17 protein-coding genes are annotated in these 15,364 nt (G+C 67.3%); 5 read left to right on the forward strand and 12 right to left on the reverse strand.

Annotated elements, in window-relative coordinates:
- Positions 1–159: 159 nt before the first annotated feature.
- Positions 160–1,530 carry a bifunctional hydroxymethylpyrimidine kinase/phosphomethylpyrimidine kinase gene (gene thiD, locus BLR57_RS19960; RefSeq protein ID WP_089694038.1) on the reverse strand — a complete coding sequence of 457 codons (1,371 nt, stop codon included), beginning with the start codon at positions 1,528–1,530 and terminating at the stop codon, positions 160–162.
- Positions 1,530–2,582 (reverse strand): AIR synthase family protein, encoded by a 1,053-nt coding sequence (locus tag BLR57_RS03130; RefSeq protein ID WP_089694040.1) that lies wholly within the window; start codon positions 2,580–2,582, stop codon positions 1,530–1,532. The genes thiD and BLR57_RS03130 overlap by 1 nt, the downstream gene beginning before the upstream one ends.
- 140 nt (positions 2,583–2,722) lie before the next feature.
- Between BLR57_RS03130 and BLR57_RS03135 the strand changes: the two genes are divergently transcribed.
- A complete protein-coding gene (locus tag BLR57_RS03135; protein ID WP_089694042.1) occupies positions 2,723–3,355 on the forward strand; it encodes a DsbA family oxidoreductase in 633 nt (210 codons plus the stop codon).
- On the opposite strand, the gene BLR57_RS20020 is transcribed toward BLR57_RS03135, so the two are convergent.
- Positions 3,352–3,471, reverse strand: coding sequence for a DUF7129 domain-containing putative zinc-binding protein (locus tag BLR57_RS20020; RefSeq protein WP_449271666.1), 120 nt, complete (start codon positions 3,469–3,471; stop codon positions 3,352–3,354). The genes BLR57_RS03135 and BLR57_RS20020 overlap by 4 nt on opposite strands.
- Before the next feature lie 112 nt (positions 3,472–3,583).
- Positions 3,584–3,934, reverse strand: a complete 351-nt coding sequence (locus BLR57_RS03140) for a winged helix-turn-helix transcriptional regulator (RefSeq protein ID WP_089694044.1) — start codon at positions 3,932–3,934, stop codon at positions 3,584–3,586.
- A gap of 130 nt (positions 3,935–4,064) precedes the next feature.
- Between BLR57_RS03140 and BLR57_RS03145 the strand changes: the two genes are divergently transcribed.
- Positions 4,065–4,487, forward strand: a complete 423-nt coding sequence (locus tag BLR57_RS03145; protein ID WP_089694046.1) for a DUF6069 family protein — start codon at positions 4,065–4,067, stop codon at positions 4,485–4,487.
- A 120-nt stretch (positions 4,488–4,607) separates the two neighbouring features.
- Here BLR57_RS03145 and BLR57_RS03150 read toward each other — a convergent pair whose 3' ends face one another.
- The 3 genes from BLR57_RS03150 to ubaA all read right to left on the reverse strand — a co-directional run bounded on the left by BLR57_RS03150 (position 4,608) and on the right by ubaA (position 6,693).
- Complete coding sequence (locus BLR57_RS03150; RefSeq protein ID WP_089694048.1) at positions 4,608–5,057, reverse strand: PaaI family thioesterase; 450 nt, start codon at positions 5,055–5,057, stop codon at positions 4,608–4,610.
- Between the two features lie 137 nt (positions 5,058–5,194).
- Positions 5,195–5,830 carry an MBL fold metallo-hydrolase gene (locus tag BLR57_RS03155; protein WP_089694050.1) on the reverse strand — a complete coding sequence of 212 codons (636 nt, stop codon included), beginning with the start codon at positions 5,828–5,830 and terminating at the stop codon, positions 5,195–5,197.
- Positions 5,831–5,883: 53 nt separating this feature from the next.
- Positions 5,884–6,693 carry an SAMP-activating enzyme E1 gene (ubaA, locus tag BLR57_RS03160; protein ID WP_089694052.1) on the reverse strand — a complete coding sequence of 270 codons (810 nt, stop codon included), beginning with the start codon at positions 6,691–6,693 and terminating at the stop codon, positions 5,884–5,886.
- Between the two features lie 125 nt (positions 6,694–6,818).
- On the opposite strand from ubaA, the gene BLR57_RS03165 reads away from it, so the two are divergent.
- On the forward strand, positions 6,819–7,142 hold the full coding sequence (locus BLR57_RS03165; protein WP_089694053.1) for a rhodanese-like domain-containing protein: 324 nt from the start codon (positions 6,819–6,821) through the stop codon (positions 7,140–7,142).
- Between the two features lie 107 nt (positions 7,143–7,249).
- Positions 7,250–7,690 carry a DoxX family protein gene (locus BLR57_RS03170; protein WP_089694055.1) on the forward strand — a complete coding sequence of 147 codons (441 nt, stop codon included), beginning with the start codon at positions 7,250–7,252 and terminating at the stop codon, positions 7,688–7,690.
- Positions 7,691–7,844: 154 nt separating this feature from the next.
- Here the strand turns inward: BLR57_RS03170 and BLR57_RS03175 are convergent, their stop codons facing one another.
- Complete coding sequence (locus BLR57_RS03175; RefSeq protein ID WP_089694056.1) at positions 7,845–8,435, reverse strand: 50S ribosomal protein L15e; 591 nt, start codon at positions 8,433–8,435, stop codon at positions 7,845–7,847.
- 193 nt (positions 8,436–8,628) lie between these two features.
- A complete protein-coding gene (locus tag BLR57_RS03180) occupies positions 8,629–10,689 on the reverse strand; it encodes an alpha-amylase family glycosyl hydrolase (protein ID WP_089694057.1) in 2,061 nt (686 codons plus the stop codon).
- 268 nt (positions 10,690–10,957) lie between these two features.
- Here BLR57_RS03180 and BLR57_RS03185 point away from each other — a divergent pair, with 268 nt between their 5' ends.
- Positions 10,958–11,845: a DUF7351 domain-containing protein gene (locus tag BLR57_RS03185; protein ID WP_089694062.1), complete on the forward strand. Its 888-nt coding sequence runs from the start codon at positions 10,958–10,960 to the stop codon at positions 11,843–11,845.
- 30 nt (positions 11,846–11,875) lie between these two features.
- Here the strand turns inward: BLR57_RS03185 and BLR57_RS03190 are convergent, their stop codons facing one another.
- The 3 genes from BLR57_RS03190 to BLR57_RS03200 are packed head-to-tail and all read right to left on the reverse strand — an operon-like array spanning position 11,876 to position 15,342.
- Positions 11,876–13,024, reverse strand: coding sequence for a sugar ABC transporter permease (locus BLR57_RS03190; protein ID WP_089694064.1), 1,149 nt, complete (start codon positions 13,022–13,024; stop codon positions 11,876–11,878).
- Positions 13,021–14,040, reverse strand: coding sequence for a carbohydrate ABC transporter permease (locus BLR57_RS03195; RefSeq protein ID WP_089694066.1), 1,020 nt, complete (start codon positions 14,038–14,040; stop codon positions 13,021–13,023). Before BLR57_RS03195 ends, BLR57_RS03190 begins: the two co-directional genes overlap by 4 nt.
- A 12-nt stretch (positions 14,041–14,052) precedes the next feature.
- Positions 14,053–15,342: an extracellular solute-binding protein gene (locus tag BLR57_RS03200; protein WP_089694068.1), complete on the reverse strand. Its 1,290-nt coding sequence runs from the start codon at positions 15,340–15,342 to the stop codon at positions 14,053–14,055.
- Positions 15,343–15,364 lie beyond the last annotated feature (22 nt).

A 15,364-nucleotide genomic window follows, 5' to 3' on the forward strand; every position in this document is an offset into this window, starting at 1 on the left:
GACTCGCCACCGACTCGCCACCGACTCGCCAACAACTCCCCACCCACTCGCCACCGACTCGCCAACAACTCCCCACCCACTCGCCACCGACTCGCCAACAACTCCCCACCCACTCGCCACCGACTCGCCAACAACTCCCCACCCACTCGCTCGCGGCTCCTACGACTCGTTCTCCACCGCGTCCAGCAGCGTGAACGTCCGCTCGACCAACTCCGCGGGGTCGCGAGCGACGAGTTTGACGATGCGCTCCTTGCCGACCGCGCCGCGGTCGACGACGGCGACGGGCGTCGGCTCGTCGGCGTCGCGCGTGCCGAACGCCTGTCGCGCACCCCACCCCATCGTGTTGCCCTCCTCGTCGGACTCGGGCTCTACCGAGCGGTCGTACTCCGCGACCGGCCCGTCGAGTGCCGACAGCGCGGTCTCCACGTCGTCGGCGAACCGACAGTTGACCGCGAAGCGGAGTGCCGGGTCCGACTCGCGGGCGGCCAGCAGGAAGCGCGCGACGTGGCTCGACGCGCCCAGCCGGACCCCTCGGTTCGGGTTGACCCCCGAGAGCGTCCGGGTGATGCGACCCTCGACGGCCGCGGTCTCGTCGACGGCCTCGGCAGCGGGGGTCGCGCCGACGACGTTCATTCCGACCTCGGGGACGAGTGCCGACACGTCGCGGGCGACGAACCGCTCGACCACGCTCGCGACGTCCTCGACGACGCGGTGACGGTCGGCTTCTTCGCGCAGGCCGACCAGATGGTGGACCGCGCCGGGTCCGTCGCCGACGTCGAGGTTGTAGCGGACCGCCCGCTGGAGGAAGTCGGTCCCGCGCTCGACGGCACTCACGAGGTCGTCGCCGTGGGCCAGTCGGGCCGCGATGGCACTGGAGAGCGTGCAGCCGGAGCCGTGGGTCGCGTCGGTGTCGACGCGGGAGTGTTCGAAGCGGTGGACTCCCTCGTCCGAAACCAACACGTCGACCACGCGGTCGCCGCCGAGATGGCCACCCTTCACGAGCGCGGCGTCCGCCCCCAGCTCGACGAGCCGTTCGCCGGCGGCTTCCGCGGACGCCGCGTCGGTCACGTCGAGACCGGTCAGGACGTCCGCCTCGTCGGCGTTCGGCGTCACGAGCGTCGCGGCCGCGACGAGGTCCTCGTAGGCCAACTCGGCATCCGGGGAGAGCAGGCGGTCGCCCGACGTGGCGACCATCACCGGGTCGACGACGAGCGGGGCGTCGACGGCCGCGAGTCCGTCGGCGACGGTGCGAACCACGTCGGCCGTCGCCAACATCCCGGTCTTGACCGCGGCGACGGCGAAGTCGTCGCGGACGGCGTCGAGTTGGGCTTCGATCTCCTCGGTCGGCAGGACGTGCGAGGACTCGACGCCGCGGGTGTTCTGTGCGGTGACGGCGGTCACGACGGAGGTGCCGAAGACGCCGTGGGCCTCCATCGTCTTCAGGTCCGCTTGGATGCCCGCGCCGCCGCCGGAGTCGCTGCCAGCGACGGTCAGCGCGACGGGCGGCGAGACGGGTGCAGGTCGGCGCATCAGGCCCCTCCCTCCGTAACCTCGCCCCCTGCCCCCAGCTTCTCCATGTACTCCTCGAACGTCCCCCAGAACGGGTCGACCTCGGGATGGGGGACGTCCTCGCCGTCGACGCGGAGGCCCGAGCCTTCGACGACGGTGCCGACGGCGGCCGCGGGGATTCCCTCGGCCTCGAGCGAGGCGAGGACGGCATCGACGTCGTCGGGGTCGACCGTCGCCAGGAGCGTCCCCTCGCTGATGGAGTGCCACGGGTCGATGCCGAAGAAGTCGCAGGCCTCGCGGACGCCCGGCATGACCGGCACTAGGTCGCGGTCGATGTCGATACCGACGTCGGCGGCACGGGCGAGTTCGTACAGCCCGCCGTAGACGCCGCACTCCGTCGCGTCGTGCATCGCCGTGACGTTTCCGGCGGCCGCCGCGACCAGCGCGTCCTTCACGGGACTCATGTCGTAGAAGCGGTCCTGGGCGGCCTCGACCGTCTCCGCGGCGAGGTCGCTGTCGCGGAGCAGCGGTTCGAACTGGATGCTCAGGAGACCGGTCGCCTCGATTGCGGGTCCCTTCGTGACGACGACGGTGTCGCCGACGCGCGCACCGTCCGGGCGGACGAGGTTCGCGTGGTCGCCGACGGCGACGCTCGTCGCGCCGCCGACCATCGGATAGTTACAGCCGGCATAGCGGGCGGTGTGGCCCGTGACGATGCTCACGCCCAGCCCGCGCGCTTCGGCGTCGAACGTCTCGAACAGCGTCCGACACTGCTCGTCGGTGATCTCGGGCGGGAGGTTGAAGTCGACGGCGAGATGCGTCGGCGGAAGCCCGGAGACGGCCACGTCGCTCACGAGGATGTGGAACGCGAACCACGCCGCCCGCTCGAAGCCGAGCGACGGCAGGACGAACACCGGGTCCGTCGCCATCGCGACGGCCTTCCCACCCACGTCGACGACGCCGAAGTCGACGCCGTGTTGCGGTGCGAGCCGCACGTCGTCGCGCTCCGCGCCCAGATTCGGATACACGTACTCGTCGAAGAACGCCCGGTCTATCTTGCCGAGTTCGGACATACTCGGTGGTATTCTCTGGTGGTACAAAGCTGTGTGCTTCGTCGTTCCCTCCGCCGTTCGCTCCGCCACTCCGCGCGAGCGCGCTCCCCTCGCACACCCGACCAACCCTCTTTTGTCCGGTTGGCCACTATCCGACCACGATGAGCCAGAAGTCCGCAGACCAGATCACGGTGTATTCGGACTACGTCTGTCCGTTCTGCTATCTCGGCCGCCACTCGCTGCAACAGTATCAGGAGACCCGCGAGGAGGCACTCGAGATCGACTGGCACCCGTTTGACCTCCGAAGCCAGAAGCGTAAGCCGGACGGCAGCATCGACTTCTCGGTCGACGACGGCAAGGACGAGGACTACTACGAGCAGGCCAAAGAGAACGTCCGCCGCCTGCAGGAGAAGTACGACGTCGAGATGACGCTCGACATCGCCACCGACATCGACTCGCTGCCCGCCCAGATTGCCTCCTACTACGTCAAGCAGCACTACGACACCGACACCTGGCTCGACTTCGACGTGGCCGTCTTCGAGTCACTCTGGAAGGAGGGCAAGGACATCGGTGATGAGGAGCTGCTCGTCGAACTCGCCGAAGACGCGGGCGTCGCTGGCGACGAGATCCGGTCGGCACTCGACGACGAGGCGTTGCGCGCGGAGGTCCGCGAGCAGTTCACCGAAGCACAGCAGAGCGGCGTTACCGGCGTGCCGACGTTCGCCTACGAGGGCTACGCTGCTCGCGGTGCCGTGCCACCCGAACAGCTCGAACGGCTGGTCGAGGGAACTTAGAGCGGCTGGTCACAGCGCGGACACGTCGACCGCGCCTCGGTCGCGATGGGTCTGAACCCGCAGTGGGCACATTCGTACCACGCGACCATCCCGTCGAACGCTTCCTGTTTGTCCATAACGATTTATGGTTATCGACTAAGTTAACCGTTGGCCACGGTTCTCGCTCGACGGGAACGAAGCGGCCGGAGGGACCGCTGTGGGGCCGGTGGGGCCGAATCCGAGGACTGCTCAGTTCTCGCCGACGAGCGGCTGCTCGAGCCACTCTTCGGCCCACGCCTCGATCTCCTCGAAGACGGGGGCGAGCGAGCAGCCCTTCTCGGTGAGGCTGTAGTACGTCGCGACCGGCGAGTCCTCCTCCAGCCGCCGGTTGACGAAGCCGGTCTCTTGGAGGTCTTCGAGGACGCGCGAGAGCGTCCGCGAACTCGCACCCGTCGACCGCTTGAGTTCGTTGAACCGCTTCTCGCCCTCTTGGAGGTCGTGGAGTACGATGAGTCGCCACTGCGACCCGATCTGCTGGATCGAGTCGATGACCGAGCACGGTCCCACGAGTTCCTCGTCTTCGATGTCGTTGATCGCCATCTCTATCCACCCCAACGCCCTCCGAGTATAAACCGGTTCGGAACCGAACCTGGTTCGAAATCGCGTCTCGTGTCGGATAGCTACCGGACTGAGGACGACTATATCTCTGCAGAAGACGTATGAGGGTGGTATGCAATCCGTCTCGACAACTGCCGACCCGGCCGTCAAACCCGTCTCGTCGCTCCCCGAGCGCGCGCTCGTCGGTCTCCTCGTCGCCGTCGTCGCCAACGGTCTCGTCCGGGGTATCGCCGGGACCGTCCTCGACACCGCGGGCATCGAACCGCTCGGCTGGGGAGCGATTCTCGGGGCGACCGTCGTCGCGGCAGTCGGAGCCACCGCCGTCTACGCGCTCGTCTCCCGGGTTTCCGCACGCCCCGACTACCACTTCACCGTCGTCGCCGCCGTCGTGCTCCTGCTCTCGATGGCACCCGTCTTCACCGTCGCACCCACGCTTCCGGGCGTCACGACCTCGGTGCTGGCCGTCCTCGTCGTGCTCCACGTCACGACCGCCGCCGGTCTCGTCGCCGGGTTGACCGGCGCGGTCGGCCGCTGACGGGCGTCACAGTACAGACGCCCGTCTGCAGCCGCGAACAGGCGTCACAGTTCAGACGCCCGTCTGCAGCCGCGAACAGGCGTCACAGTTCAGACGCCCATCTGCAGTCGCGAACGGGCACTACTCCTCCTCGCGCTCGGCCAGACTCCCTTTCGCTCCGGACCCCCACGCCGTCTCCTCGGCCGCGCCGCTCGTCTTGAACGTCCCCCGAGCGGTCGCCACGTCCCGGCCGTCGGCGTCGCGGACGGTCACGTCGGCCACGGCGACGCTACCGCCGTCGCGGACGACCTCGGCCTCGGCGACGAGGTCCGTCCGGGCCGGGGCGAGATAGTCGATGCGCATATCGATGGTCGGCGTCGCCGTGTAGTGCAGCGAGATGACGGCCGCGCCGCCGACGGTGTCGGCCAGCGCGTAGGCGACGCCGCCGTGGGCAATCGAACGGCCGGGGACCGACGAGTGGTGGTCGTCGAGTGAGAGCGTCCCCTTCGCGTAGCCGTCGTCGGCCTCGGTCACCTCGATGTCGAGATGCTCGGCGAAGGGCATCCGCGTCAGTAGCTCCTCCAACGTCATTGTCGGCCGTTCACCGGGGAGGGAGAAAACGGTTGTCGCAGGCCGTGTCGCGGTGGCCGCGACTCCGCGAGTGGTCGCCGACGGCGACGCTCGTCGCGCCGCCGACCGTCGGATAGCCGGACGACGGGGCAACGACGCTACGACGGCTTGCCGGGGAAGTTGACGAAGGCGTCGAGCTTGTCCTTCGCTCCCTCCAAGACAGAGGAACCGTGGAAGACGAGTACCGCGTCGAAGTCGTACTTCAGGAGGCGTTCGAGGCTCACCTCGGCCTCGTTCAGGTCTTCGGAGTAGATCGCCGGTGGAAGAATCAGATAGCCGGCGGGCAGGCCGCGCTGGTCCGACCCGCTGAGCGCGTCGCCAGCGACGACCAGGTTTCGAGACTCGTCGACGAGCGCGTAGTTGTCCGCCTCGTGGCCGGGGGTGTGGACCGCCACGAAGTCGCCAACTGCGTCGCGGTGGCCGAAGCGGACGTCGGGTTCGACGCCGCCGAGCGCGTCGTCGGGGGTCTGCTCGGGGACGAACACCTCGGGTGCGAAGCGGTCGACGACGGCGGGGAGACCGCCGGTGTGGTCGCCGTCGTGGTGGGTGATGACCACGCGCTCCGGCTCGACACCGAGGTCGTCGAGACCGTCGAACAACGCCTCTGTCGTCGATTCGAGTCCGGTGTCGACGAGCGTCGGCGTCGGGCCGTCGAACAGGTAGGCGCGGAGCCGTCGCCCCTCGCCCTCCATGACTGTGATGTCGTACACGTCCGGGAGAATCTCTTCGGGCATGGTGGGGGAGACGGCCGCGAGCGGCTTAGCTTCGGGTGTCGCAGAGAGCGAGATCAGTCGGCGATACTGCAGCCGCCGGTGTACTCGACGCCCTCGATGGAGTCGATGGCCTCGTCGCCACAGACCGGACAGTCGGGGTTCCGGCGGTAGGGCACCGTCTCGAACGTCATGTCCATCGCGTCGTAGAACAGCAGCCGCCCCTCCAGCACCTCACCGGCGTCCAAGAGGAGTTTGACCGCCTCGGTCGCCTGGATACAGCCGACGGTGCCGGGGAGGACACCTAAGACGCCCGTCGTCGCGCAGTCGGGGACCGTGCCGGGTTCGGGTGCTTCCGGGAACAGACACCTGTAGCACGGCCCGTCGGGCGTCAGGGTCGTCACCTGTCCCTCGAACTTGTAGATGGCCCCGTGGGCGACGGGGACGTCGTGGATGCGGGCGGCGTCGTTGACCATGTAGCGCGTCGGGAAGTTGTCGGAGGCGTCGACGACGACGTCGTGGTCGGCGACGAGTTCCTCCACGTTCCCTGTGTCGAGGCGCGTCTCGTGCGTCTCGATGGTGACGTCGGGGTTGAGACGTTCGACGAACTTCCGGGCGCTCTCGACCTTCGGGACGCCCACGTCGGCGTCGGCGTGGATGACCTGTCGCTGGAGGTTCGACCGCTCGACCACGTCGTCGTCGACGACACCGATGCGGCCGACGCCCGCGGCGGCGAGATACTGGATGACGGGCGCGCCCAACCCGCCCGCGCCGACGACGAGGACGCTGCCGTCGAGGAGCTTCTGCTGGCCCTCGGGACCCACCTCGTCCATGATGATGTGCCGGGAGTATCTGTCGAGTTGGGTCGCGTCGAGTGCGAGGCTCATTACCGGAGGTTTGCGATACGGCGGGATAAGGGTACGGCTCGGTGGTGTGGCCCGTACCACACCCGGCACTCGGTCTCACCGTCTCGAACCGACGAGCATTTCCACAATTGCACACAACTGCGAGTATGGTCAGGGAACTCTCGCCGTCGGAGCTACAGGAGAAACTGAACGCCGACGCCGACCTCGCCGTGCTCGACATCCGCGACCCGCAGTCTTACGCGGACGGCCACATCCCCGGCTCGGAGAACCGCCCCGCCCAGCGACTGGACGCCTCGGTCTTCGAGGAGGAGTGGCCCGACGAGGTCGTCGTCTCCTGCTACGTCGGCAAGAGTTCCAAGCGTATCGCGGGGGTGCTCGACGCGAACCTCGCTGCCGACGTGGCGAGCCTCCGCGGCGGTTTCGACGGCTGGGAGGGCGACGTCGAGCGCGCGAGTCCCGCCTCGCGGTGACGGCCGCTCCCGAGACGGCTACTGGCGGAACCGTCTGCCTGCTGGCGTAGAGCTAAACGTATTCGGAGCGTCCTGTGGTGTATCTCCCGTAACGGAGACCCGTTCTCATGAGCGACGAGGCAATCACCATCGACGTCGAAGACGAACAGACGAGCGCGCAGCAGACCGGCGGCAGCGACGGCGGGATTCTCTTCCTTCTCGCGCGGCTGGCCTTTGCGATTCCGCTTGCGGTCACGGCACTTGACCACTGGAAGGACATGGAGGGCACCATCGGCTACGCCGATGCGATGGGCGTCGACAAGGCCGATCAGGTCGTCCCCTTCGCGGTCGGGATGCTCTCGTTCGGCAGCGTCGGAATCGCGCTCTGGCGGCTCCCGACACTCGCTGCCGGTGCGGTCGCGGCGTTCCTCATCCCGGTCTCGATCAAGATGCATCCCTTCTGGGAGGTCGACGAGGAACAGAAACAGAGCGAGCGAACCAACTTCCTGAAGAACATCGCCATCTTCGGCGGCGCGATTGCCTTCCTCATCAAGGCCCAGCGCGACTGACTCGGACGCCAACCCGCCCGGGCGTCCGGGCCGTTCTCTCCACTCGACGACCGCCAAGAGCCGTGGCTCCGTGTCGACGAGTGGAGAGAACGGCGTCGTCACTCAGCGACTGAAAAAAGACAGAACGTGTGTGGTGGACGCGTTGCGTCCGCAGTTACTTGCCGCGACCCTGGCCCTTGTGGACGCCGGGGCGGACGTGTTCCGTCCCCTTGCCGCGGTTCTGGAGCCCACGGTTGTCCTTGCCAGCGTTGGTGAGACCGCGGAACGCGCGGCCCTTGTGCTTGTCCGAGCAGATCCAGTTGAGCTCGTCGTCGTTCTCGATCGCCGGATGCTCCGGGTCCACGAGAATCACTTCGAACCACTTCTGCGAACCGTCCTCACCGACCCAGTAGGAGTTGAGGACACGCAGGTTGGGGTACTTGCGGGAGACGCGCTCCTCGCCGATGCGCTGGATGCTCTTACGCCGCGAGATGCGGTTGACACCCTGACGCTTCGAGCGGCGACCCGCCTTGTGTCGCTGCTTGCGCGCGGTCCCCTTACGGACGGAGACGCGAGCCACGACGATGCCCTGCTTGGCCTTGTAGCCGAGTTCGCGGGCCTTGTCCAGACGCGTCGGGCGCTCGACGCGCTCGATCGCGCCCTCGCGACGCCATTCCTGTTTTCGCTGCCACTGGAGTTCGGCGAGCTTGCCGTCGCCGGGCTGCCTCCAGGCTTCCTTGATGTGGGAGTAGAAGCTTCGTGCCATTTGTAATCACCACGGACGCTTGCGATTCAGTTGCGAACGCAACCACATTTCGTCCCGTTCCCGTCTTGGACGGGTCACGGGTGCCCACTGGTGGTCCGTCTGCCAGCGAGTTACCTCTACTTCCATATCTCCGCCTTTAACGACTTCGGAACTCCCGTTCGTGTGTGTCGGCGTCGCATCCGCGACCACTCCCTCAGTCGACGCGCAGGACAGCCACGTCGTCGACGCGGACGCCTTTGTCTGAATTGACGTCACTCCCGGAGAACAGATCCACCGTGTCGACGGCGCGGTTAAGGGCGACAGTCGCGGATTCGTCGGCGAAATTGAGCACGACGACGACCACGGTGTCGTCCTCACCATCCGTCCGCTCGTAGGCGACGACAGCCTCGGAGTCGCCCCCGACGACGTCGCAGCCAACTCGGTCTACTTCGCGCGCGCGAAGCGCGGGGACCTCGTCGCGCAGGGCCACGAGTCGCTTGTGAAACGCCGTCAACGCGGCGTCGCCGTCGTGCCAGCGCATCGGCCCGCGCTGTTCGGGGACGCCTCGCTCCTGACCGTAGTAGACCAGCGGCGTGCCGGGAAGGGTGAACGTCGCCGCCGCCGCGGGGCGGAGCGTCCCGTCGTTGCACTCGGTCGCGTAGCGGTCCTCGTCGTGGTTCTCGACGTAGCGCATGTGGACCGCCTCGTCGGGGAACCCCATCGCCTCGGAGGCCCGCAGCGCGTCGAAGATGGCCGTCGCGGGTGCGTCGCCCGTGCCGATATCACGGAGCGCGAAGTAGAGGTCCGTGTCGTAGTGCAGGTCGAACTCGTTCTCGCGGAAGCCAACCCGTCGAGGAACCGTCTCGTCGAGTAGCAGGAACTCGGGGTCGTCGGCTTTGACGCGCTCGCGGACCTCCTTCCAGAAGCCGTGGGGGACGCCCCACGCGACGTCACACCGGAAGCCGTCGACGAGCGGTGCCCAGTGGTCGACCACGTCGAGCATCCACTGCCGGACTGCGAGCGAGTCGTAGTTCACGTTCGGAATCGACGCCCAGTTGAAGTAATGGCCGGGAGAGTCTTCGCCCGCCCAGTCGACGCCGGTGGTGTCCTGCTCGCGCGGAATCCGCTCGTAGTAGTCGGCGTACTCGGGGACGCCCGCGCGGTGCAGTTGGAACGCGGGGTGGTCCCGCGAGGTGTGGTTGACGACGAGGTCGAAGAGCACCCTGATTCCCGCCTCGTGGAGCCGGTCGACGAGCGACTCGAACTCTTCTTGGGTTCCGAGGTCGTCGGCCGTGTCGAACAGGTCGGTGATATGGTAGCCGTGACGGGTCGGACTGCCACAGACCGGCGTCAGCCACAGGGTGTCGACGCCGAGCGATTCGAGGTAAGGGACGCGCCGCTCGATTTCTTCAAATGTCGTATCGACCGTCTCGCCGGCGAACTCGCGGACGAATATCTGGTAGACGGTCGCGTCGCGGACCCACTCGGGCGCGTCGGCAGGGTGGTCGAAGCCGACCGACCCGTCGGCGGCGACCTCGATGGTCAGCGTGTCGGCGATGCTCGGCCGCTCGGCGACGGCGACGGCGTGAACACGCGAGAGCACGGGCAGGTCCTCGACGGCGACGCGGAGTTCGTCGCCGTCGACGACGACGTCGCTCTCACCGAGCGCGTCGCGGTCGTCGAGGTGGAACTCCACGTCGGGTCCGCCTCCGTCGGGTGCGGGCTGGGCGGTCGCGGTGACGACGACCTCCTCGGCCTCGCGGCAGCCGTCGAGCCGAATCCGAGGGCGGCCTGCACCGTCGACGGTGACCTCGGTCCTCGCGTACGGCTCGAAGCCGTCCTCGAAGGCGAAGATGGCGTCGTGGTCGCCGGGCGGTAGCTCGACGTCCAGCGTCCACTCGTCGCCCTCGCGGGTGACGCGGTGGCTACCCATCGTGAAGTCGTTGAACGGGCCGATGACGGAGGCGGACTCGACGCCGTCGAGGTCGCCGTCGACCTCGTCCGCGGCGACGGAGAGCTGCGCGGGCTTCCGGGTCGCGGGGAAGACGCGGACGGTCTGGCGGTGCGTCCCGTCCGGCGCGTCGAGTTCCGCGACGTAGGTGCCCGATACGTCCGGGTCGAGATGGACGACGGGGCCATCGCCGAGTTCGACCGTGGACGCCTCGGGTGCGGACGCGAGCGTCCAACGGTAGTGGGTCTCGGGGTCGGGGTCACGGGGAGCCAACTCAACCGGCTCGCCGACGGTCGTAAACCGGGGTGGTCCGGGGTGGTGCATCGTCCTATTCGAGCGTCCGCGTCGCGGATAAACCTCTTCAGAAGGGTTCTTCTGTTCGCGAGACCGGACGTCTCGCGACCGTCGTCGTTCCGGCGTCGTCTTGGTGCCGTTCCGACGTGGTTCCGGTTGTTCCAGTGTCGTCCGCGCGTCTCTCTCGACGTTCCCGCGCCGTCCCGTCGTCGCTGGCGCGCCAGTGGCCGCTCGCTGTGAAGGTTTCTTCACCCCCGGAGTAGACAGCTTTTCACCCGACCGGCTCCCTCTCTCGGACATGACCGAGGACGCCACAGACGAGGGCGAGCGGGCCGCGGACGTCGACGTCGCCCGCGCGGCGTCGGCGATGGGGTCGCTCGCGGACGAAGACCGGCTGGCGATCCTCCTCGCGCTCCGCAACTGGGAGACGCTCACGTTCGTCGAACTCCAGCGGGCCGCGGGCTTCGCCGACAGCGGCCGGTTCAACTACCATCTCGACCGGCTTCTCGGACGGTTCGTCCGGAAGGTCGAAGACGGCTACGAACTCCGCGCCGCCGGAGCGAAAGCCGTCGACATCGTCACCGACGAACGGTTCGGGGAGTCGCCACCGCCCGTCGAACGCGCCGTCGACGCCGACTGTCCGACCTGCGGGGCGACGCTCCGCGCGACCTACGCCGAGGAGAACGTCGAAGTGGGCTGCCCCGACTGCTCGACGCTCGTCCACTACGGCTACTTTCCCCCGCGTGCGCGCACGAGTCGGGACCCCGAGGAGCTGTTCGACGCCTACGCCAAGGGAGTCTGGCGGGATTTCACGCTCGCCGACGAGGGCGTCTGTCCCTACTGTAGCGGGCGGATGGAGACCCGTGTCGAACGGGGGTCGGACCACCATCTCCAGTATCCGGCCGTCAGCGACTGCCACGACTGCGGGGCCGAAGTCGCGACGGCCATCGGTCTCCGCCTGCTCGCGGACCCGGCGGTCGTCTCGTTCCTCCACGACCACAGAATCGCGGTCGACGACCGGCCGTTCTGGACCTTCGACTTCTGTCTCGACGACGGCGACGTGGCCGTCGTCTCCGAGGACCCGTTCCGGGTCGCAGTTCCCATCGAGCAGGGAGACGAGACGCTACGCGTGACCGTCGACGCCGCTGGCGACGTGGTGGAGACGGTGCGGCGGCGACGACGGTAGACGGCTGAAAAACGAGTGGCGGTCGGCGGCTTACCCTTCCATGCCGCTGAACGACAGGCCGCCCTCGATGTAGCGCTGGGCGAACAGGTAGACGAGCATGATGGGTGCCGCGAAGGTGAGCGCGAACGCGGAGAACCGCGCCCACGGGATGGAGTACTCGCTGACGAGCGAGTACAGCCCGACCGGGAGCGTGTAGTTGTCGGTCCCGAGCAGTGTCTGGGCGACGACGAACTCCGTCCACCCCGTCAGGAAGGTGAAGATGAAGACCGTCGCGAGCCCCGCCGCCGACAGCGGCAGGATGACCTCGGTGACGACACGCCACGGCGGCGCGCCGTCGACGACGGCGGCCTCCTCGTAGGAGACGGGGATACCGTCCATGTAGGTCTTGAGCAGCCACGTGTTGAACGGGACCGCGGTCGCGGCGTAGTAGACCGACAGTGCCAGCTTGCTGTCGTTGATGCCGAGCTGGACGTAGACGGTGTAGAGACCGATGAGCAGCGCGATGCCCAGTCCGCCGCCGACCTGCGTCAACAGGACGTAGACGAACAGGATCTTCCGGCGGAAGATGAACTCACGGCGCGACAGCGCGTACGACGCCGGAATGATGAGTGCCATCGCGATGATGACCGTCGGAATCGCCACCGTCAGGCTGTTGGCGAAGAACGCCTTGAACCCCGAAGGGTTCTCGACGGGCCCGACCGCGAAGCCGGGGAACAGCTCGAACGAGCCGAGCGCGAGCCGCCCGACCGTCCCCTGTTGGATCGCGCTCACGTCCAGGAACGCCAGCTGTGGCGTGCTGAACACGACCGCGAGATCCGTCAGCGGGACGTTGACCGTAATGTCGTACGCCGGGACGATGAGGTCGCCGACGACCCACAGGAACGGGACGAACGACGGCGACTCGGGGAACAGCCGGAGGCCGCCCGACGAGTAGATGGAGCCGCCCGTCCCCGACAGTCCCGCGATGAGGATCCAGTAGATGGGAAACAGCAGGAGCGAGACGAGCACGAGCGCGCCGACCGTCGCCCCGAGCGTCTTCAGCGGTTCGACGGGCGAGGTCTCGCCGCGGCGGATCGCACCGACGGTGTACCGGGCGTCGCGAGCAGCGTCGATTGGTGCTTCGGCGGCGTTCTGCGCGTCCTCCTTGAGCTTGCGGCCGATGCCGTCCAAGAGGCTCATGCGTCACTCACCCCGTCGGCGAGTTTGCCGCGCTTGACGTTCAGCCACATGAACGCGCCGATGAACAGCAGCGCGATGATGCTGATCGCCGCGCCACGGCCGTACTCGGAGAACGCGAGTGCCTCGCGGTAGCCGTAGACGACGATGAGTTCGTTCGCCCGCGCAGGCCCACCCTCGTTGAACACGTAGGGGATGAGGAACTGCTGGAACGACGCGGCCGAGGTGAGGATGGTCGCGAACAGGACCGGCTTCTTGATCGACGGCAGCGTCACGTGGAAGAACCGCGAGAAGTATCCCGCGCCGTCCACCATCGCTGCCTCGTGGAGTTCCGCCGGGACGTCCTGCAGCGCGCTCACGGTGATGATGACCATGAACGGGTAGGCCAGCCACGCCTCGGTGACGTTGTAGGCGAGAAACGCCATCCAGCGTTCGCTGAGCCACGAGACCGTCCCGAGGCCGAGCGAGCTGAGGATCTGGTTGGCGAGACCGAACTGCGCCGAACTGAAGATACCGCGCCACACCGTGATGGTGAAGATAGCCGGTAGCCCCATCGGGAGGATGATGAGCGAGCGCATGAACCGCTTGCCGCGGACGCGGTCGCCCGTCACGACGAGGGCGATACCGAGGCTCAGCGCGATCTTCAGCGTCACGCTCGTGGCCACGAACAGCCACGTCACGCCGAAGGAGTTCCAGAACCGTCCGTTGATGGGGAGCGTGAGCAGCGTCTCACCAAACAGTACGACGGTGAACGTTCCCTCGAACAGTACCTCTGTATAGTTCTGTAGCCCGACGAACGTCGCCTCGCCGAACGTCAACACCGACAGCGCGCCCTCGCCCGCAAACAGGTTTCCGGGGGCCGCGTCGGTGAAGGAGATGCCGATCAGGTAGACCACCGGAAACAGCATGAACGCCGAGAAGACGAACAGCCCCGGCAGCACGAAGAGGAGCGATGTGTCTTGCTTGTCGAGGAAGGGAACCTCTTCGATCCGACGGGCGAACCGTGATGCAGTGCTCATTGGTGGCTGTCCTTAGTCCCAGTTGCCGCGGATCTCTTCGGCGGCGGTCTGCATCGCCTGTTCGACGTCGTTGCCGTTGAAGCTCTTCGTGAGCGCGTCCTTCACGGGCGTCCAGACCTGGTTCATCTTCGGGTCCGCGGGCATCGGATAGCCCTGCGCGACCGCGTCGGCGAAGCCCTGCACGTCCGCGGGGAGGTCGCCACTCTCGGCGACGCTCTGGAGAACCGGGATGCTGCCCGTCTCCTGGGCGGCCTCCTGCTGGATCTCCTCGTTCGTGACGAACCACTCGACGAACTCCTGGGCGGCGGCCGTCGCGGGACCGTCCTCCTCCATCGACTTCGTGAAGTACCAGAGCGTGATGCCCGTGTACGGCTGGGGCGACCCACCCTCGGGTGTCGGGAGTTCGACGACGCCGTAGTCGACGCCCTTGTCGTTGAGCGTGTTGAGATACCACGGGCCGTTGATGGCGAAGGCGGCGTTGCCCTCGGCGAAGACCGACGCCTGCGGCTCGTAGGCGGGGTCGTTCGGCATGTACGGGACGAAGTTGTCGACGGCGAACTGGACGCCCTCGATGGTCTCGGCGTTGTCGACGCCGAGTTGGTCCTCCTTCGTCGAGTCGAAGTAGTAGCCGCCGAAGGCGTGTGCCCACGCACTCAGGAAGTACGCGTCCGCGAAGGGCATCCCGAGCCCGTACTGGTTGTTGTCAGGGTCGTGGTACTCCTCCATCGTCGCCGTCATCTCGGCGACGGTCGAGGGAGCCTCGTCGACGATGTCCTTGTTGTAGACGAGCGCGACCGTCTCCGCGCTGTGCGGGAGACCGACGACGTTGCCGTCGAACTGCGCCGCCTCGGCGGCGGTGCCGGTGAACGCGTCGAGGTCGACGGTCAGCGAGTCGCCCTTGCCGACGATGAAGCCGCGGTCGAGGTAGCCGCCGGCGAGGTCGTGTGCCCACTCGAAGGTCTTCGGCCCCTGACCGGCCGGGATGGCACTGGTCGTCTTCTTGCGCATATCGGCGATGTCCGCACCCTCGATGGTGTGCTTGGACGCCTCGTTGAACGCCTCGATGTTCGCCTCGCGGATGGGGAGCTCCGTGTCGGAGAGCGCGTACCACGCCTTCGCGGTGCCAGCCGGGGCACTGTCCTCCTGGTCGGCCGTCGAGTCACCGCTCGACTCGCTCGAACCGCTCCCGTCGTTCGCGGGCTGTTCCGTACTCTGCTCTTGGACACCGACGCAGCCTGCCAGCGCGCCGAGCGTTCCTGCCACACCAAGGTTCTTGAGAACCGTTCTGCGATCCATTGTCATGGTGAATACTGGATGAATAATG

It is taken from the genome of Halogranum gelatinilyticum, from assembly GCF_900103715.1.
Lineage (GTDB): Archaea > Halobacteriota > Halobacteria > Halobacteriales > Haloferacaceae > Halogranum > Halogranum gelatinilyticum.